The sequence below is a fragment of the Micromonospora sp. WMMD1082 genome, assembly GCF_029626175.1.
Taxonomy (GTDB): domain Bacteria; phylum Actinomycetota; class Actinomycetes; order Mycobacteriales; family Micromonosporaceae; genus Micromonospora.
This window is the reverse complement of sequence record NZ_JARUBM010000002.1, coordinates 1,074,744-1,092,941: the sequence shown is the minus strand read 5'-3', so window position 1 is coordinate 1,092,941 and position 18,198 is coordinate 1,074,744. Positions and strand designations below refer to the sequence as shown.

Sequence of the window (18,198 nt, the reverse complement as noted above, 5' to 3'; positions counted from 1 at the left end):
CCCGTTGTGAGCCCCGCGGACCGACCGGTACCGGCCAACTGGACGCCCACCTGGGCGTTCGGCCGGGCGGTGCTGCTCACCGGCCTGCTCCTGGCCGCCGCGGTGCTGCTGGGCCGGGTGGACCTGATCGTGCTGGCCGCACCGTTCGCGCTCGGCACCGCGTACGCGTTGCGTCGCCGGCCCACCGAGCTGCCCCGGGTGTGGATCGGCGCCGACGACGGGCATCTGGTGGAGGGCGGCGAGGCGGCCGCGACGGTCAGCGTCGGCAACCCGGGCGCGGTCGGCTACGACGTCGCGGTGCTGCGTACCCGGGTCTCGCCCTGGCTGCGGATCGAACGCGCGAGCCTCGCGGGCGGCGCGGTCGCCGGGTCGAACCGCCCCGCCGGTGGCGGTCGGGTGGCCCTGGCGGACCGCCCCTTCGTGACCTCGGTCGCCCCGGACACCGCCGTCGACCTGGAGCTGGCCGGCACCGCGCTGCGCTGGGGCCGGCACCGGATCGGCCCGGCGGGCGCCCGGGTCGCCACCGCGCAGGGCCTGCTGGTCTCGCGCGCGGTGATCGCCGAGCCGATCCGGTCCAAGGTGTACCCGAAGACCGAGCCGTTCGAGGCGGTCGAGGCGATGCCCCGGGCCGCCGGGCTGGTCGGCGCGCACCACTCGCGTCGCCCCGGTGAGGGCGGTGAGCTGGCCGGGGTGCGGGTCTTCGCCCCGGGCGACCGGCTGCGCCGCATCGACTGGCGGGTGTCGCTGCGGGCCCGGCAGCTGCACGTGGCGGCCACCCTCTCCGACCGGGACGCCGAGGTGGTCGTGCTGCTCGACGTGCTGGCCGAGGCGGGCCGCTCCGGTGGGATCGCCGGCACGGCGTCGGTGCTGGACACCACGGTCCGGGCGGCCGCCGCCATCGCCGAGCACTACCTGCACCGGGGCGACCGGGTGGCGCTGCTGGAGTACGGCCCGAGTGCCCGCCGGCTGCGCCCGGCGACCGGGCGCCGGCAGTATCTGACCGTGCTGGAGTGGCTGTTGGACGTCAAGGCCCAGTCGTCCCCCCACGAACCGTACGACCAGGTGTTCGGGCCCCAACTGCTCTCCGCCGACGCGCTGGTGGTGGTGCTCACGCCACTGTTGCAGGAGCGCTCGGCGCAGATGCTGGCCCGGCTGGCCCGCTCGGGACGGTTCGTGGTCGCCGTGGACACCCTCCCCGCCGACCTGTCACCGCCGAAGGACCGGGGCTGGGCCGAGGTGGCGTACCGGCTGTGGCGGCTGGACCGCGACACGATGATCGCGCAGTTGCGCGAGCACGGGGTGCCGGTGGTGCCGTGGGCCGGCGCGGGCAGCCTCGACCAGGTGCTACGCGACGTGGCGAGACTGGCCACCGCCCCGAGGGTGGGGTGACACCATGATCGGGACGGTCACCGAGCGTGCCCGGGCGTGGCGGACGGCGGCCGGCCGGATCTCGGCGACTCCCGTGGTGGTGCGGATAGGGATCTTCCTCAGCGCGCTGGTGGGGTTGCTGCTGGCGTACCCCGCCGAGGTCGTCGCCGGGCAGGCGCTGGGCCCGCTGGTCGCGGTCGCGGTGCTGCCCGCGCTGGCGCCACGCCGGTTCTGGCCGACCTTCGCGGCGCTGGTCACGGTCGTCGGCTGGTTGCTCGCCACCGACGGGTACGACCGGCCGATCGCGCTCTGGCGACTGATGGCGGTGGCCGTCGCCCTCTATCTCACGCACACGCTGTGCGCCCTCGTCGCGGTGCTGCCGTACGACGCCGTGGTGGATCCGGACGTGATAGTGCGTTGGCTCACCCGCGCCGCGGGCGTGTTGCTCGCCACGTCGGTGCTCGGGGTGCTGCTGCTCGAACTCTCCAGCGTGGCCGCCGGTGGCGGTGGCTGGCAGGCGGTCACGATCGCCGGTCTGCTGCTCGCCGTCGGGGTGACCGCGTTGCTGGCCGGGCTGCTGCGACGCAGGTGACCGGCGGGACGCGGGGGGCCCACGGGGTGGCTCTTTCCGCTGTGGAGCGCGTGGTCCCGGCGTCGGAGTCGTGCGGGTCACAGCGGTTGTGCTCGGTCACAGAACGGGGCCGCGAGCGGAATTAGTGCTACCGGTGGGGGAAAGATGGTAGGCGTGAATCCGAAGCGGATCCTTGTGGTGGGCGCCGGGCACGTCGGTCTCTACGCGGCGCTGCGCCTGTCGAAGAAGCTGAGTTCCCGTGAGGCTGAGGTCATCGTCGTCGACCCCCAGCCGCACATGACGTACCAGCCGTTCCTGCCCGAGGCTTCGGCGGGGAACATCTCCCCACGGCACTCCGTGGTGCCGCTGCGTCGCGAGTTGCGCCGGTGCACGGTGGTGGCGGGTGCGGTGACCCGGGTCGACCACGCGAGCCGGACCGCCGTCGTGCAGCCGATCATCGGCCCGCCTCGGGAGATCACGTACGACCACATCGTGGTCGCACCGGGCTCGGTCTCCCGGACGCTGCCGATCCCGGGCCTGCACGAGCACGGCATCGGGTTCAAGACCATCGGTGAGGCCATCTACCTGCGCAACCACGTCCTCGAACGGCTGGACGTGGCCGCCGCGACGACCGACCTCGCGGTGCGCCGCCGGGCGCTGACCTTCGTCTTCGTCGGGGGCGGGTACGCCGGCATCGAGGCGCTCGCCGAGATGGAGGACATGGCCCGGGACGCGCTGCGGTACTACCCGGAGCTGCGGACGTCGGACATGCGGTGGGTGCTCGTCGAGGCCACCCAACGGGTGCTGCCCGAGGTCGACCGGGACATGGGCGCCTACACGGTGCAGCAGTTGCTGAAGCGGGACATGGACATCCGGCTGGACACCCGCCTGGAGTCCTGCGTCGACGGGGTGGTCGAACTCTCCGACGGTGACAGCTTCAGCGCCGACACCATCGTCTGGACGGCGGGGGTGAAGCCGTCGCCGATGCTGGACGCGACCGATCTCCCCCGCGAGGAGCGCGGCCGGGTCACCTGCCGGCCGACGTTGCAGGTGGTCGACGGCGACCGCGTGGTCGAGGGCGCCTGGAGCGCGGGTGACTGCGCCGCCGTGCCGGATCTGACCAAGCCGCCGGGCAACTACTGCTCGCCGAGCGCGCAGCACGCGGTGCGCCAGGCGCAGCGGATGGCCGACAACATCGTGGCCGTGATCCGGGGCCGGGAGCCGGTCGCCTACAAGCACAAGCACGCCGGCAGCGTGGCCAGCCTCGGCCTCTACAAGGGCGTGGCGCAGGTCTACGGCATCAAGATGACCGGCTGGCCGGCATGGTTCATGCACCGGACGTACCACATGAGCCGGATCCCCTCCTTCAACCGCAAGGTCCGGGTGGTGGTCGACTGGACGCTGGCGTTCGTTCTCAAGCGTGAGGTGGTGGCGCTCGGCCAGCTGCACGACCCGCGCGAGGAGTTCGCCGAGGCGTCCCAGCCGCGGGCGAAGCCGTAGGGAACGGCCTCACACCCGCCAGAACCAGGCGTCGGCGATCCGGGTCGACGGCCCGTAGAGGTCCTCCAGCGTGAGACGCAGGCTGTCGGCGTGCGGGGTGGTGACCGCCAGCGCCACGCAGGAGGCGCCCCAGTGCCGGGCGTCGACCGCGGCCTGGTCGCGCCGCTCCGCACCGACGACCGGCCGTAGGCCGCTCGCGGCGACCTCGGCCAGCAGCGCGGAGGTGGGCCGCGGGGCGACGCCCATGGCGGCGGTGCCGTGCCGGCCGTGCGGGCCGATGAAGAAGCCCTCCGGCATGCCGAACCCGGCGTTCGCCGCCGTCGCCCAGCGCATCGGCCAGGGCTCCTTCGGCGTGGCCAGCGGCACCGGCACCAGCACGCCGCCCGGGTCGACGCAGGCCCGCCAGTGGCCGGCGGTGACGAACTCCGGCACCGGCGGGCGCTCGGCGGTGGGCAGCGGGGCCGGTACCACCGGCACCAGCGCCACGCCGACCGCCGCCAGCGCCAGGCGCCGGTGGCGTCCGCCGGCCCGCAGCGCCCGGTCGACCGCCAGCACCAGGATCGTCGCCGCCAACGGGGGTACGGCCAGGGCGAACCGCATCGGCAGCGCACCGTCGACCACCGGCAGCCCGGCCAGCAGGGCGTACGGCCCCGGCACGCCGGTGCCCTCCCGGCCGACGACGACCTCGGGGCCGAGCGAGAGCGCGCCCATCACCAGGATGCCGGCGGTGCAGGCCAGCACCAGCGGGCGGCGCCCCAGCCAGACGGCACATCCGGCGGTGACCACCAGCAGCGGCCAACCCAGGAAGGTGTTGTACTCCGCCGGGCCGGTGCTCAGCGCGGCCGAGCGCTCGTCCCCGGCGAGGGAGAGCGGTGAGATCGCCCACCAGCTGCGCAGGTCGGCGGAGAAGTAGTGCGGGCTGAACATGCCGTCGGCGACGCCGAGTGGCCCGGCAAACTGGAACCACAGCGGTCGGGCGAGCACCAGCAGAGCCAGCGCGGTGGCGAGCGCCATCCCGGCGGCGAAGGCGGGCAGCGCGCGACGGGCCAGCTCGCGTTCCACGGCGATCACCGTGACCGCCATCACGAGCAGGGTGAGCGCGCCGAGGAAGAGCACCTCCTCGCCAATGAACACCTGTGCCGAGACGGTGGCGGCGAGCCCTGCCGCCGAGGCGAGCAGCCGGCGCCGGTCCGGACCACCCGGCGGGTCGGCGGCGGCCCGCAGCAGGCACACGACCAGCCAGACGATGGCGGGTAGCAGCCACTGCGCGGTCATGTGCAGATGGCTGTTGCTCTGCGACACCATCCCGGGACCGAAGCCGCACAGCGCCCCGCCCAGCGTCGCGGCCGCCCGGTGGGCCCGCAGCGTTCGGCTGAAGAGGAGGTACCAGGCGGTCGCGGTGCCGGCGAGGTTGGCCGCCACGAGCAGGGCGAAGGTGACCGGAGCGCCGAACAGCAGGGTGACCGGGGCGAACAGCACACCGAGGGCGATGACCGAGGTGTTGGCCATCAGGTTCACCCCGTCGGGCGCGTTGAGCCGGTCGGTGAACAGGCCGACGTCGCCCAGCACCGCCCGTGCGTCGACCGCCAGGAACCACTCGTAGAGCACCTGGTCCTCGGGGTTGAGGGAGAGCGTGCGCCCGGTCGGATCGGGCCAGAGCCCGTGGGTGAGCACCCCGGCCAGCGCCGCGAAGATCAGCCCTACCAACAGGTCGGTCCGGTGCCGGGCGACGGCCCGGACCAGCCGGTCCAGCCGCCACCGGCGTACGCGTTCGCGGGTGCGGTCCGCCCGTCCGGCCACGTCGTCGGCGTAGGCGCGGGGTGCGGGGCGGCTCACGGCCTTGACCCTAGTGGCGGTGGCCGGTGGGGGACGCCGCAGCGGCCACGAACCCGCTACCGTGGCACTGCACCCTGCGTGCCGGCGCGTCGGTGTCACCCGCCCGGGTGGTGGAAAGGCAGACACGGCCGCCTTAAAAGCGGCTGCCGCAAGGCGTGCGGGTTCGACCCCCGCCCCGGGCACCCCGCACCTCCGCTCCGCCTCGGCAGCGGCCCATCCGCAGCGCGCCGCGGTCGTCGACATCATCCCGTGTCTCCGCACGGCACCGCTCTATCGCGATCAGTTGAAAATGAGTACCATTTCCAATCGTGGTCCACTGGGGATCACGGAACAGGAGTTCGTCTCATGCTGACCGCAACCCGCAGACGCGTCACGGGCGCGCTGGTGACCAGTGCCGCGATGATCGCGGCACTCGTCGGCTCGGTGGCACCGGCGCAGGCGCACGGCGTCACGCTGCCGGTCGTCCTCTCCGCCGGGCACGTCGACGTGATCGACGTGGAGTACGAGGACGGCGAACTGGAACTCGGCGTACACGACGACAGCGTCGAGCCCGCCGCGCACCGCGACCACTCCGACGTGGTCTTCGTGGTCAAGTCGCAGGCCAGGACCACCGTGCCCACCGACCCCGCGTTCGCCTTCCTCGGTGCCGCCGGCTCGCCGGTCTGGATCCTGCCCCAGGTCGAGAACGAGGACCTGCTCTTCGCCGGCATCGCCACCGAGGAACTGGAGGAGGGTGTCTTCGCCGGTGACTCGATCGACCTGACCGTGCAGCAGCTGGTCAGCGCCCCCAGCTCCGCGCACGTGGCGGTCTACACCGAGGACCTCTTCGGGCAGCCCAGCGTGCTGACGAACAGCCGCGACGGGCTGCCGGACGTCGTCGACCTGCCGGTCGGTGACCACCTGCACGCCAACTGGGCCTTCAGCAAGCCGGGTGTCTACCTGCTGAAGGCGAAGGCCAGCGCCACCCTGGCCGGCACCACGACCGTCGTCGAATCCGACTCGGTCCAGCTGCGATTCGTCGTGCTGCCCTGACGTGGGACTCATGACGGGAGGGGACAGTGTGATGAACCACCTCGCGGCTCGCCGCTGGCTGGCCGGTGCCGCCTCGACCATGCTGGCCGGGGTGCTGGCGCTCGCGGTGGCCACCCCGGCGCGGGCCTCCGTGATCGAGCTGACCAGCGGTCACGTCGACATCATCGACGTCAACCACGTCGCCGGTGGGCCGATCGTGGTCAGTGTCCACGACGACACCGGCTCGACCCCGATCGAGCGGGATCCGTCGACCGTGGTCTTCCGGGTGCCGCCCGCCGCGCGCCAGGCGGTGCCGTCGGGCTCGGCGTGGTCGTTCCTCGGCAGCGGTGGGTACGCGTACATCCTGCCGCAGACCAATACCGCCGGTCTGCTCTGGGCCGGTTGGAACACCACTGAGGTCGCCAGCGGCGCGTTGCAGCTCAACCGGGTGACGTTCGCGCTGACCGGGGTGCAGGGCCCGGGCGGCTTCAGCGTCTTCACGGCCTCGGGCGGCACCCCGACGGTGTTGTTCGACAGCGGTGACGGTCTGCCGGACAGCCTCACCGTCAACCGCAACACGCACGCCCACGTCAACTGGGGCTTCGACGTGGCCGGCACGTACGTGGCGACGTTCACGGTCAGCGGTGTGCGGGCGTCCAACGGCCAGACGGTGAGCACCACCAAGCAGTTCACCTTCGCGGTCGGCTGATCCCGGCGGGTGGCGGGTGGCGGGTGGGCAACCCACGCCGCCCGCCACCTATACGCATCCGATAACCATTCTCATTTACGTGGTACGGTCTGCCGGTCCCGAGGAGGTGGTGAGCGGTGCGTCGTGCGCTGCGGCTGGTGCTGCCGGCCCTGCTGGTTACCGGCCTGGCCGGCTGTGTCGACGGTGCGGTCCTGAGCGACCACGACGCGCGCCTCCAGGTCGTCACGACCACCGGGATCCTGCGTGACCTGGTGGGCAACGTCGGCGGCGAGCGGGTGGTGGTCAGCGCACTGGTGCCCGACGGCGCCGACCCGCACGCGTACGAGCCGTCGCTGCGCGATGTCCGCAACGTCGTCTACGCCGACGTCGCCTTCAGCAACTACCTGCTGCTGGAGGAGCAGGCCGTCATCAAGGCGCTCGACGCCAACCTGCGGGACGGTGTACCGAACATCTCGCTCGCCGAGGGCGCGGTCAAGTACGCCGCCGAGATCATCCCGCTGGTCGAGGACGTGGCCCTGGACACCATCTGGCTCGGCATGCGGGTCCGCGGCAGCGGGGCCGCCCACGGTGCCAACCGGGCCTCCGACGTCCTGCTGCACGCCACCGATGTCAGCGGACCGGGTGTGCTGGCCGCCTACCTCACCGAGTCGTTCGGCAACCCGGCGATCTACCTCAACTCGGCCGACGGCTTCGACGCGGCGACCGGCTACCGCGACGACACCGCCACCCTGCCGCCCGACGCGCACACCCACATGAGCTGGGCGTTCACCGAGCCCGGCAGCTATCGGCTGACCCTGTCGGCGCAGCTCGCGGTCACCCCCGAGGCTCGGCCCGTCCCGCTGGGCGGGCAGACCTTCACCTTCGCCGTCGGTGTCGATCCGCACAGCGTGCCGGGCATGGTCGGCGCCGACGTCCTGCACGGTGGGCACGCCGACATCACCGTCGACCTGGATGCCGCCGTACGCGGCGAGCCCGCCCTCTACCTGCTCGCCGACCCGCACGGCAGCGGCGACGCGCACCAGCGGATCCACGACCCGGCCCGCACGGTCATCGAGGTGCCGAACAAGGCGCTCGCCCAGGTGCCGGCCGACCGGGCGTTCCGGTTCCTCGGCCGTCCCGGCGCCCAGATCCATCAGCTGCCGCAGGCGGTGCTCGGCAAGCACGTGCACGGCGAGATCGACCCCCACCTGTGGCAGAACGTCCGCAACGCCATCTCCTACGTGGAGCTGATCCGGGACACCCTCACCGGCGTGGACCCGGCCGGGGCGGCGGAGTACCGGGACAACGCGACGGCCTACATCGCCGAGTTGGAGGCGCTCGATCGCCACGTGCGGGACACCATCGCCCAGATTCCACCCGGTCGCCGGCACCTGATCACCACCCACGACGCGTTCGGCTACCTCGGTGCGGCGTACGACGTGCAGATCTCGGGCTTCGTCACCCCGCACCCGGCCGCCGAGCCGAGCCTGGCCGACCGGCGCCGGCTGACCGAGACGATCCGCAACCTGCGGGTGCCGGCGGTGTTCCTGGAGCCCAACCTGCGGTCGCGGTCGTCGACCTTGACCGAGGTGGCCGAGTCGCTCGACGTGCGCGTCTGTGACATCTACGGCGATGCCTTCGACGACCGGGTCACCAGCTACGTCCAGATGATGCGGTTCAACGCCCAGTCGCTGCGGGACTGCCTGGCGAGATGAGGAGAAGAGCGTGAAGGTGACCCGCCTGACGGCGGTCGTCCGGGCCGTCGTACCGGTGGTCCTGTTGACGGTGTTGAGCCCACCCGGCCCGGCGCTCGCCGCCCCACCCGGCGTGGTGCTCGGCGGCCAGCCCGCGTCGCCCGACCCGGCGCTGGACCAGTCGATCGCCCCCGACCAGCCGGTCGCCGGGGAACCGGCCGTGCTGCGCGCCGGTCATGTCGACCTCGGGCCCCGGTACGTCGACGACGAGTGGACGCTGCTGATCCACGACGACGCGGCCGAGGCGGTGTGGCGCGATCCGGACCGGACCGTGCTGCACGTCACGGACGCGGCCGTGCAGACCGTCCCGGAGGACCCGGCGTACGGGTTCCTCGGCGTACCGGCCGGCTCGCCGGTGCACGTGGTGCCGCAGATCCAGCATCCGCAGGTGGTGTGGCTCGGCTGGAACACCCAGGACCCGCAGGTGATGCGGACGATCGATCGCGGCGTGACGCTGGAACTGGCGGGCGTCGACGGGCCGGGCGAGGTCGTCATGTACGTGCAGGCCGGCACGTTCAGCGAGCCGCAGGTGTTGTGGCGTTCGACCGAGCCGCCCGGGCAGCCGATGTGGGTCGAGGTCAACACGCACACCCACGCCAACTGGGTGTTCACCGCTCCCGGCGTCTACCTGCTCGCGGTGCGGGTGAGCGCCGACCTGATCAACGGAGAGCGGGCCTCCGTGACCCGGCACCTGCGGTTCGCCGTCGGCGACGCGACCAGCACCGACGAGGCCCTTGCCGCGCGGCCGGGCGCGGTCGTGGACCCGGAGCCGCCGGCCGCACCCGGTGAGGGGGCCGGCGAGGGCGACGGCGGCAGCGGGCCGTGGCTGGTCGCCGGCCTGGTCGTGGTGGCGGGCGGGCTGGCGGTGGCGCTGCTCGTCGTGGTGCTGCGGGGCCGTTCGGTACGCCGCCGCGCCGAGCGGGAGCGCGCGACGGGGTCCGCAGCGTGAGTGCGTCGGATCTCGCCCCGGCGGTGCCGAGGAACGACGCGGTCCCCGTCGGCGCCAGCGCCCTGATGGTGGAGGAGCTGGACGTCGACCTCGGCGGCCGGCCGGTGCTGCGGGGGGTGCGGCTGCGGGTCGATCCGGGCGAACTCGTCGGGCTGATCGGCCCGAACGGCGCCGGTAAGACCACCGCGCTGCGGTCGGTGCTCGGGCTGGTCCGGGCGCGGGGCGGGCGGGTGCTGGTGGCGGGTGCGCCGAGCCGGCCCGGTCGGTCGCTGATCGGCTACGTGCCGCAGCGGCACGAGTTCGCCTGGGAGTTCCCGATCTCCGTGGAGCAGGCGGTGCTCAGCGGTCGTACCCGCCGGATCGGGTTGCTGCGCCGTCCCGGGGTGGCGGACTGGCGGGCGGTGGCCGAGGCCATCGACCGGGTACGCCTGGGTGACCTGCGCCGCCGACCGGTCGGTGAGCTTTCCGGCGGGCAGCGGCAGCGGGTGCTGGTGGCCCGCGCGCTCGCGCTGGAGCCGGCGTTGCTGCTGCTGGACGAGCCGTTCACCGGGCTGGATCTGCCCACCCAGGAACTGCTCGGCGACCTGTTCACCGGGTTGGCGGGGGAGGGGAAGGCGTTGCTGATGACGACCCATGACCTGATCGGGGCGATGGAGTCCTGCTCGCGGCTGGTGCTGCTGAACCAGCGGGTGATCGCCGACGGCCGGCCGGAGGAGCTGTGCGATCCGCAACTGTGGATGCGTACGTTCGGGGTGAGTGACCGCTCGCCGTTGCTGCGGATCGTGCGGGCCGACTGATGTCGATCATCGACTTCCTCACCGACCTGACCAATCCGGACCTTGCCTTCCTGCCCAAGGCGCTGGCCATCGCGGTGATGTCCAGTGTGGTCTGCGGCGTGGTCGGCTGCTACGTGGTGCTGCGCGGGATGGCGTTCATCGGCGACGCGGTGGCGCACGCGGTCTTTCCGGGGCTGGCGATCGCCTTCGTGGTGCAGGGCAGCCTGGTGCTCGGTGGCGCGGTGGCCGGCATCGTGACCGCGTTGCTGATCGCGGTGTTCGCGCAGCACCGGCGGGTCCGGGAGGACTCGCTGATCGGGGTCTTCTTCGTGGCCGCGTTCGCCCTCGGCATCGTGATCATCTCGCGGGCGCCCGGGTACGCCGGATCGCTGCAGCAGTTCCTGTTCGGCTCGATCACCGGCATCCCCGACCGGGACCTCTACACCGTCGGCTTCACCGGGCTGGCCATCCTCACGGTGGTGTTCCTGCTGCACAAGGAGCTGGTCGCGGTCAGTCTGGACCGGGAGATGGCCCGCTCGGTGGGGCTGCCGGTGTTCTGGCTCGACATCGTGCTCTACGTCCTGGTCACCCTGGCCGTGGTGATCTCGCTACAGACGATCGGCAACATCCTCGTCCTCGCGCTGCTGATCACCCCACCGGCCGCCGCCCGCCTGCTCACCGACCGGCTGGCGGTGATGATGCTGCTCGCCCCGCTGATCGGCGGTGGGTCGGCGCTGGTCGGGCTGTACCTGTCGTGGAGCTACGACCTGCCGGTCGGGGGCACCGTCGTGCTGGTGGCGACCGCGGTGTTCCTGGCGGCGTGGTTGTTCGCCCCCCGGCACGGCCTGCTCGCCCGGCACTGGCGCGGGCTCCGGACCCGGTACGGCCGTCGACCGGCGGTCGGCACCGGGACGTCGTAGGTCTCCGGGCCCGGCCAGAGACGCCGGCCCGGCCAGAGATGCCCGAACGGGCGATGGGATAATGAAAATCATTTCCGATAAGTTGGTCGGGATCACGACCACGTCCCGCGCCGGCCGGTGCGGGCGAGGAGAGGAAAGACGATGAGAAGAACAGGTGCCCGCGGGCTCGCGGCCCTGATCGGCGGGGCGGTGATCGCCGCCGGGATCGCGCTCGCGCCGCCCGCGGCGAGCGCCGCGGAAAAGGTGGTGCTGTCCAAGGGGCACACCGACGCGGTGGACGTCCACTACGACGGCGGTGTCCTGTCGTTGAAGGTGCACGACGACACGGTCAGCCCGGCGGTGACCCGGGACCCGGCGGACGTCATCTTCCAGGTGCTGCCCGAGGCCGCCATGCCCATCCCGGACGACCCCCGGTTTGCCTTCCTCGGGCCGGCCGGATCCCAGATCTGGCTGCTCCCGCTGACCCAGAACCAGAACCTGCTCTGGCCCGGCTGGAACACCACCACCCTCGGCAGTGGCACCTTCGCGGGCGACAAGGTCCGGCTCAGCCTCGTCGACGTCGACGGGCCCGGCGCGGTCTCGGTGTTCACCCAGGACACCTTCGGCGGCCCGCTGGTCAAGTTCCGCAGCGACGACGGCCTGCCGGACGCCATCGACGTGCCGATCCGTACCCACGCCCACGCCAACTGGGCGTTCAACGCCGAGGGCGCCTACACCCTGACCTTCCAGGCGGACGCGACGCTGACCGACGGCACCGCGGTCAGCACCGGACCGGTCGACTACTCCTTCGTCGTCGGCGAACTCGACGGCACCGGCCCGGAGACCGTGCTCTCCATCAACGGCATGGCCGAGGAGTACCAGCCCGGCGACACCGTGACCCTGCGGGCGGTGCAGACTCCGCAGACCGAACTGGACCACTACCACTGGTTCAGCCGCTGCCCCGGCACCGACGCCTTTGCCGTCATCCCCGGCGAGGCCGGCCCGACCTACACCTTCACCGCCACCCGCGAACTCAACGCCTGCGAGTATCAGGTGAAGCTCTACGACGACAACCACACCGTCGTGGCCACCAGCGAAGAGGTGTGGCTCTGGGTGGCCTTCCCGCCGGCCGACCCGGGCACGTCGCAGACCATCACCGCCTCCATCGACCCGACGCAGGGCGCCCTGGTGATCAGCGTCGACCCGGACGACCGCAGCGTCGTCCTGCCGCCCGCGCAGCTGTCCAGCGCCGGTGACCGCTGGGAGAGCGACGGATCCCTGCGCCCGGTGACCGTCACCGACACCCGCACGGGTACTCCGGGCTGGAGCGCCTCCGGCCAGCTGCCGCAGGACTTTGCCAGCGCCGACGGCAGCACCTTCAGCGCCGGCCACCTCGGCTGGGCGCCGCAGGTCGTGAACCAGTCCGCCGGACAGGGCGTGGTCGCCGGGCCGGCCGTCGAGCCGTACCTCGGTGGCGGTCTCAGCAGCAGTGCGGTGCTCGGCTCGGCGCCCTCGGGTGCCGGCCGGGGGACCGCGACCCTCTCCGCCGGGCTACGGCTGCGGCTGCCGACGGAGACCGCGCCCGGCACCTACACCGCGACCCTCACCCTCACCGCGATCTGAGCGACCGCGCTGATGGCGGGCCGGGCGGCGGCACCGGAGACGACCGCCGCCGCCCGGCCCGTGCCACCCCGACCCGAACGGACCTCTTCGCCATGCGTACGCCCGCCGCCCTCGCCACCGGTGTGCTCCTCGCCGGCCTGACGCTCGCCGGTCCGGCACCGGCCCACCCGGCATCCATCCTGCCCGCGACCGGGAACGCCGCCGCGCAGTCGCTCACCTGGGGTGTGGCGCCGTCCAGCCCGGACGGTCCGAATGGCCGGTCGGCCTTCGAGTACAAGCTCGGCCCGGGGGCGACGCTCACCGACTACGTGGCCGTCACCAACCACTCCGACCAGCCGCTCACCCTCGACGTGTATGCCAGCGACGCGTACACCACGCAACAGGGCGGATTCGACCTGCTGGCCGCCAGCGAGAAGCCGGACGACGTCGGTGCCTGGGTCACGTTCAAGACCCGTACCCTCACCGTGCCGGCGACGTCGCGGCTGGACGTGCCGTTCACCCTCGCCGTGCCGGCCAACGCCACACCCGGTGATCACCCCGGGGGGATCGTCGCCTCTCTCGCCGCCGTCGACGCCGACGCGCAGGGCAACCAGGTCGCCGTCGACCACCGCGTCGGTGCCCGCATCTACCTGCGGGTCACCGGCGAACTGCAACCCGCCCTCGACATCGAGGACCTGACGGTGACCCACGACGGCAGCCTCAATCCGCTGCGGGGCGGCACCGTCACCGCCACCTTCACCGTCCGCAACAGCGGCAACGTACGACTCACCGGACGGCCGGAACTCGCCGCCGCCGGACCGTTCGGGCTCGCCCGGCGCGTCGCCGAGGGCGACCCGTTGCCGGAGATCCTGCCCGGCGACAGCTACCGGACCAGCCTGCGCCTCACCGGCGTACCGCCACTGGTCCGGCTCGGCGCCACGATCACCGTGGCACCGGCCGCCGTCACCGACGAGGTGCTCGACCCGGCACCGGCCACCGTCACCCGCGAGGTGGGCCTCTGGGCCGTGCCCTGGTCGCAGCTCGGGCTCCTGCTGCTCGCCGCGGCCGCCACCGTGCTGGCCGTCGTCCGGCGGCGGCGTCGGCGACGCCGGGCCGCGCAGGAACTGGATCGCGCCGTGGCCGCCGCGCGGGAACAGGGCCGCGCCGAGGCCGCCTCGGCCGGAAAGCCACCCGGGGTCGACCCGGACGCCCCCGCCACTTCCGCCATCCCGGCCACCCCCGCCGGCCCGGACGCCCTCGCCGACACCGACACCGACACCGACGCCGAGGCCGGGGCCTCGGCCGGAACCGGCCGGACCAACTCGTCCATCGACTGACACGGGAGGAACAGGACCACATGATTGCCGTACCCCGGGTAGCCGCCACCAGCGGCGCCACCGCCGGACGTCGGGTCGCCGCGTTCGCGGCAGTGCTGGCGCTGGCTGCCCTCACGGCGACACCGGCACCCGCCGTGGCCGCCGCACCACCGACGAAGCCGCCGGAGACCGGCGGCGCGACGCACCAGAGCGCGGCCGGCGCCGACCTGGTGTCGGTCACCCTCCGCGACCGGGTGCTCGGCCTGGAGGTCCGCGAGGCCGCCGCCGGGCGCCGGGCGGCACCCGCGCCGGCCGGCGTGGACCCGTCCACGGTCGTGTTCGGGCCGGCGAGCGGCACCGTGGTACGGGTGCCGGATCTCCCCGCGTTCCGCTTCCTCGGCACGCCGGGGCGCCCCGTGTGGGCACTCACCGCGGGCGACACGGAGTTCGCCTCGCTGGACACGACCAGGGTGAGCCGCGACGCCGTACGCGACGACGTGATCGAGTTGTCGCTCGGGCGGGTGGACGGGCCGGGACACTTCGCCGCGTACACCATCGGCGGGCTGGGGCAGCCGGCACCGCTCTTCGGCACCCTGGCCGGCATGCCGCGCGCCGGTGAACTGCCGGCCGGGGTCCGTACCGGCGGGCTGGTCTGGCTCTTCGACGCCGCGGGAGAGTACCGGCTGAGCCTGACCGCCTCGGCGACCCTCGCCAGCGGCGACCGGGTGAGCATCGACGCCACCTACCGGGTGGCGGTGCCGGAACTCGACACACCGGTGCAGGCCCCGTCACCCGCTCCGGCGCCACGGCCGGCATCGGAGACGACCGCCGGCCGCGCGGCTTCCAGCGCCGCCGCTCCGAATGCCGTCGCGGCGCCGGCCGGTGCGGGTGACCCCACCGGCGCGGACCGGTCCGGGGCGCAGCCGCTCGCCGCCGCGACGGAGCGGAACTCCGCGACCGGCTCCGGACGGGTGGTGATCGACGACGGCCACATCGACATGGGACCGCAGATCGACGGGTCCGACTGGACGATCCGGATCAAGGACGACACGGTGACCCCCGCCGTCTGGCGGAACCTCGCCGACGTGGTGCTGCACGCCAAGGACAACGCCAGGACCACCGTGCCCGAGGGAGCCGACTTCCTCGGCAAGCCCGGCGACCCGGTGTGGCTGCTGCCGCAGGCGCAACGATCCGGGATCGTCTGGCCCGGGTGGAACACCCAGCATCCCTCGGTCGTCGGCGGCACCCGTGGCCCGGTCACCTGGACGTTCAAGGGCGCCAGCGGGCCGGGCCGGTTCACCCTCTTCCTCACCGGATCCTTCGGCGCCGCCGAGGTGCTCTTCGACTCTTCCGCCGGCCTGCCGCAACGGCTCGACATCCCGGCCAACACCCACGCCCACGGCAACTGGGCGTTCAGCCAGCCGGGCATCTACCGGCTCGCGTTCGAGATGACCGGCACCACCACGGCGGGCGCCCGGGTGACGGACACGAAGACCCTGACCTTCGCGGTCGGCGACGCGACCGACCCGAACGCCGGCTTCGGTCCGGGAGGGGGTGGTGACGGGTCCGGCAACGGCGGAAACGGCAACGGCGGAAACGGCTCCGGTGGAAACGGCTCCGGCAGCGGAGGGAAGCTGCCGCGTACCGGAGGCTCCTGGCACCTACCGGCCGCCGGCCTGCTGCTGGTCGTCGCCGGAGCGTTCGTGCTGGTGTCGCTCCGGGGCCGCCGAACCTCCCACTGACCTGCGTCATCACCAATCGCGGCGCGCACCGGACCGACCGGTGCGCGCCGCGGCGTCGTCCCCGGCCATCGTGCCGGCTACGGACCGAGGTCGGCGAGCGGGAAGCAGCCGGTGAACGGGTCGTCGTAGCCGCGCCACGTCTGCTCGCCGTCGGCGAGTTCCGCGTCGGTGAGCAGGCAGCGGGCGAGGGTGCGGTGCAGGCCGGCGGGATCGAGATCCAGACCGATGAAGACGAGGTGCTGGTGGCGGTCGCCGTAGTAGGGGTCCCAGTCCAGAGCGGCAGCGAGCCGCCGGTGGTCGGAGACCTCGTCCCAGCGCGCGTCGGGGAGGAAGGCCAGCCAGCGGCCGAGGGAGCCGAGGCTGAGGCCGCCTCCGGCGAACTCCCAGGCGACGACCGTCTCGGGCTGGCTGGCCAGCCACAGGTGCCCGCGGGAGCGGATGACCTCGGCGTTGACCTCCTCCAGCACCGCGTGCAGACGTCCGGGGTGGAACGGACGGCGGGCGCGGAAGACCACCGACACCACGCCGCAGTCCGGGTGCGGTTCGTGCAGGCCGAGGGTGTGTCCCTCCAGGCCGCGTACCAGCACGCCGGGGGTTTCCGGGCGATGCCGGTCGGTGCCGCGTAGCTGGCGGGTCAGCGCCCGTGCGTCGACGACGTCGCCGTCAACGAGGACCTGCGTCGCCCACGGGGTCATCCGGCCCAGCAGCACCGCCAGGCGGCTGGTGTCGTAGCCGCCGTCGCGGGACTGTCCCCACAGGACGATGGTGTCGGCGTACTCGATCTGCCGGACGATGACGTCCGCGAGCGACCGGTCGTCGTCGGCGGCGGCGTGGATGCCCAGCGCCTTCAGGTCGTCGGTGCTGGCCAGCCCGTCGAGCAGGTGCTCGGCGTCGACCACGGTGACGTACGAGTCGACGTGCAGCAGGTCGCTGATCGGCGCGCCGTCGACCAGGCAGTGCGCGCAGGCGGCGGCGACCGCCTCAGGCTCGACCACCTCGGGGAGCATCAGCACGAGATCCCGGTCGGGGTGGTCGCGGGCCAGCCGGGCGAGGGTGGGCAGCACGTCCTCGCGGAGGGTGCAGGAGACGCAGCCGTGGGCCAGCGAGATCCGTTTGTCCTCCCGTACGCCCGATCGGTCGCGGACCACGCGGTGCACGGTGCCGGCGCGGACGTCGGCGAGGTCGTGCCGGACCAGCAGCAGCGCCGGGTCCGCGGCGAGCAGGGCGCGGGCGACGGCGTACGTCGCGGCGGGCCAGAAGCCACTGAGCACGGTCAACGACGGGCGGGCGCCGGAGGCCGTGGTGCCGGCGGTGGCCGGCGCGAGTGGTGACGTCGACATCGGGTAGCCTCTCGACAGTAGTTGAAAACGGTTGTCATTATAGGCAGGCCAATGTTGATCCTGAAGGAGCAGACCGTGTCCCGACGCTGTGACGTCACCGGCGCGATGCCGAGCTTCGGTAACGCCGTGTCCCACTCCCACCGGCGCACCCGCCGCCGGTGGAACCCGAACCTGCAGAACCACCGCTACTGGTTGCCCTCCGAGCGCCGGTGGGTCCGGCTGACCCTGACGGCCAAGGCGCTGAAGACGGTGGACCGTAAGGGCATCGAGAAGGTCGTCGCCGAGCTGCGGGCGCGGGGGGCGGCGCGCTGATGGCCCGGCAGACCGACCTCCGCCCGATCGTCCGGCTGCGCAGCACGGCCGGCACCGGCTACACGTACGTCACCCGCAAGAACCGCCGCAACGATCCGGATCGGCTGACGCTGCGCAAGTACGACCCGATCGTGCGCCGGCACGTCGAGTTCCGGGAGGCCCGCTGACATGGCACGCAAGAGCCTGAACAACCGGCAGGCCCGCCGGGCCGACCTCGTCGCCCGGCACGCCGAGCGCCGCGCCGAGCTGAAGCGGATCATCGCCCATCCGGGCACCGACCCCGCCGACCGGGACGATGCCGTACGCCGCCTCGCCCGACTGCCCCGCGACTCCAGCGCGGTACGACTGCGCAACCGCGACATGATCGACGGGCGGCCCCGTGGCGTGCTGTCCCGGTTCGGGCTCTCCCGGGTCCGCTTCCGGGCCATGGCGCTCCGCGGCGAGCTACCCGGCGTCCGCAAGGCCTCCTGGTGACCCCTTCCGGGCACTCTCAGCGTTCACTCAGCCTTCCGATCACCATCGGACTGGCGTGGA

The 18,198-nt window shown here is 73.0% G+C and carries 17 protein-coding genes and 1 tRNA gene; 16 read left to right on the top strand and 2 right to left on the bottom strand.

All coding sequences use genetic code 11. The features are described from left to right. The first annotated feature begins 6 nt into the window (after positions 1–6). From O7615_RS05205 to O7615_RS05195, 3 genes are all read left to right on the top strand, one after another. Complete coding sequence (locus O7615_RS05205; RefSeq protein ID WP_278176137.1) at positions 7–1,389, top strand: DUF58 domain-containing protein; 1,383 nt, start codon at positions 7–9, stop codon at positions 1,387–1,389. 4 nt (positions 1,390–1,393) lie between these two features. Continuing rightward, complete coding sequence (locus tag O7615_RS05200; RefSeq protein ID WP_278176136.1) at positions 1,394–1,960, top strand: hypothetical protein; 567 nt, start codon at positions 1,394–1,396, stop codon at positions 1,958–1,960. A gap of 153 nt (positions 1,961–2,113) precedes the next feature. Further along, on the top strand, positions 2,114–3,439 hold the full coding sequence (locus O7615_RS05195; protein ID WP_278176135.1) for an NAD(P)/FAD-dependent oxidoreductase: 1,326 nt from the start codon (positions 2,114–2,116) through the stop codon (positions 3,437–3,439). 9 nt (positions 3,440–3,448) lie between these two features. Here the strand turns inward: O7615_RS05195 and O7615_RS05190 are convergent, their stop codons facing one another. Next, positions 3,449–5,275 (bottom strand): hypothetical protein, encoded by a 1,827-nt coding sequence (locus tag O7615_RS05190; protein WP_278176134.1) that lies wholly within the window; start codon positions 5,273–5,275, stop codon positions 3,449–3,451. 101 nt (positions 5,276–5,376) lie between these two features. Between O7615_RS05190 and O7615_RS05185 the strand changes: the two genes are divergently transcribed. The 10 genes from O7615_RS05185 (at position 5,377) to O7615_RS05140 (ending at position 16,012) form a co-directional block, all read left to right on the top strand. Beyond that, positions 5,377–5,457, top strand: a tRNA-Leu gene (locus tag O7615_RS05185). Positions 5,458–5,620: 163 nt separating this feature from the next. After that, positions 5,621–6,307 carry a choice-of-anchor M domain-containing protein gene (locus O7615_RS05180; protein WP_278176133.1) on the top strand — a complete coding sequence of 229 codons (687 nt, stop codon included), beginning with the start codon at positions 5,621–5,623 and terminating at the stop codon, positions 6,305–6,307. A 31-nt stretch (positions 6,308–6,338) separates the two neighbouring features. Then, positions 6,339–6,995, top strand: a complete 657-nt coding sequence (locus O7615_RS05175; RefSeq protein WP_278176132.1) for a choice-of-anchor M domain-containing protein — start codon at positions 6,339–6,341, stop codon at positions 6,993–6,995. Positions 6,996–7,111: 116 nt separating this feature from the next. Beyond that, the gene (locus O7615_RS05170; protein WP_278176131.1) at positions 7,112–8,689 is read left to right on the top strand and encodes an anchored repeat ABC transporter, substrate-binding protein; all 1,578 of its coding nucleotides are present in this window, start codon (positions 7,112–7,114) and stop codon (positions 8,687–8,689) included. Between the two features lie 112 nt (positions 8,690–8,801). Continuing rightward, positions 8,802–9,677, top strand: coding sequence for a choice-of-anchor M domain-containing protein (locus tag O7615_RS05165; protein WP_278181974.1), 876 nt, complete (start codon positions 8,802–8,804; stop codon positions 9,675–9,677). A gap of 65 nt (positions 9,678–9,742) precedes the next feature. Further along, positions 9,743–10,474: an anchored repeat-type ABC transporter ATP-binding subunit gene (locus O7615_RS05160; RefSeq protein ID WP_278181973.1), complete on the top strand. Its 732-nt coding sequence runs from the start codon at positions 9,743–9,745 to the stop codon at positions 10,472–10,474. Continuing rightward, positions 10,474–11,373 carry an anchored repeat-type ABC transporter permease subunit gene (locus O7615_RS05155; protein ID WP_278176129.1) on the top strand — a complete coding sequence of 300 codons (900 nt, stop codon included), beginning with the start codon at positions 10,474–10,476 and terminating at the stop codon, positions 11,371–11,373. The genes O7615_RS05160 and O7615_RS05155 overlap by 1 nt, the downstream gene beginning before the upstream one ends. 141 nt (positions 11,374–11,514) lie before the next feature. Beyond that, positions 11,515–12,975 (top strand): choice-of-anchor M domain-containing protein, encoded by a 1,461-nt coding sequence (locus O7615_RS05150; RefSeq protein ID WP_278176128.1) that lies wholly within the window; start codon positions 11,515–11,517, stop codon positions 12,973–12,975. 92 nt (positions 12,976–13,067) lie between these two features. Then, entirely contained in the window at positions 13,068–14,291 is a 1,224-nt protein-coding gene (locus O7615_RS05145) for a DUF916 domain-containing protein (protein ID WP_278176127.1), read from the top strand. Between the two features lie 20 nt (positions 14,292–14,311). Next, positions 14,312–16,012, top strand: coding sequence for a TIGR03773 family transporter-associated surface protein (locus O7615_RS05140; RefSeq protein WP_278176126.1), 1,701 nt, complete (start codon positions 14,312–14,314; stop codon positions 16,010–16,012). A gap of 77 nt (positions 16,013–16,089) precedes the next feature. On the opposite strand, the gene O7615_RS05135 is transcribed toward O7615_RS05140, so the two are convergent. Continuing rightward, positions 16,090–17,352 carry a GTP-binding protein gene (locus O7615_RS05135; RefSeq protein ID WP_278176125.1) on the bottom strand — a complete coding sequence of 421 codons (1,263 nt, stop codon included), beginning with the start codon at positions 17,350–17,352 and terminating at the stop codon, positions 16,090–16,092. Positions 17,353–17,427: 75 nt separating this feature from the next. On the opposite strand from O7615_RS05135, the gene rpmB reads away from it, so the two are divergent. The 3 genes from rpmB to rpsN are packed head-to-tail and all read left to right on the top strand — an operon-like array spanning position 17,428 to position 18,138. After that, positions 17,428–17,664, top strand: coding sequence for a 50S ribosomal protein L28 (gene rpmB / locus O7615_RS05130; protein ID WP_278176124.1), 237 nt, complete (start codon positions 17,428–17,430; stop codon positions 17,662–17,664). Continuing rightward, positions 17,664–17,831, top strand: coding sequence for a 50S ribosomal protein L33 (gene rpmG / locus O7615_RS05125; RefSeq protein ID WP_278176123.1), 168 nt, complete (start codon positions 17,664–17,666; stop codon positions 17,829–17,831). Before rpmB ends, rpmG begins: the two co-directional genes overlap by 1 nt. Position 17,832: 1 nt before the next feature. Next, on the top strand, positions 17,833–18,138 hold the full coding sequence (rpsN, locus tag O7615_RS05120) for a 30S ribosomal protein S14 (protein WP_278176122.1): 306 nt from the start codon (positions 17,833–17,835) through the stop codon (positions 18,136–18,138). Positions 18,139–18,198: the final 60 nt, after the last annotated feature.

Excerpts from the sequence above, each read along its gene's own strand:
- O7615_RS05200 (WP_278176136.1), top strand. The coding sequence starts at position 1,394 with ATGATCGGGACGGTCACCGAGCGTGCCCGGGCGTGGCGGACGGCGGCC.
- O7615_RS05180 (WP_278176133.1), top strand. The coding sequence starts at position 5,621 with ATGCTGACCGCAACCCGCAGACGCGTCACGGGCGCGCTGGTGACCAGT.
- O7615_RS05175 (WP_278176132.1), top strand. The coding sequence starts at position 6,339 with ATGAACCACCTCGCGGCTCGCCGCTGGCTGGCCGGTGCCGCCTCGACC.
- O7615_RS05160 (WP_278181973.1), top strand. The coding sequence starts at position 9,743 with ATGGTGGAGGAGCTGGACGTCGACCTCGGCGGCCGGCCGGTGCTGCGG.
- O7615_RS05155 (WP_278176129.1), top strand. The coding sequence starts at position 10,474 with ATGTCGATCATCGACTTCCTCACCGACCTGACCAATCCGGACCTTGCC.
- O7615_RS05150 (WP_278176128.1), top strand. The coding sequence starts at position 11,515 with ATGAGAAGAACAGGTGCCCGCGGGCTCGCGGCCCTGATCGGCGGGGCG.
- O7615_RS05145 (WP_278176127.1), top strand. The coding sequence starts at position 13,068 with ATGCGTACGCCCGCCGCCCTCGCCACCGGTGTGCTCCTCGCCGGCCTG.
- O7615_RS05140 (WP_278176126.1), top strand. The coding sequence starts at position 14,312 with ATGATTGCCGTACCCCGGGTAGCCGCCACCAGCGGCGCCACCGCCGGA.
- O7615_RS05135 (WP_278176125.1), bottom strand. The coding sequence starts at position 17,352 with ATGTCGACGTCACCACTCGCGCCGGCCACCGCCGGCACCACGGCCTCC.
- rpmG (WP_278176123.1), top strand. The coding sequence starts at position 17,664 with ATGGCCCGGCAGACCGACCTCCGCCCGATCGTCCGGCTGCGCAGCACG.
- rpsN (WP_278176122.1), top strand. The coding sequence starts at position 17,833 with ATGGCACGCAAGAGCCTGAACAACCGGCAGGCCCGCCGGGCCGACCTC.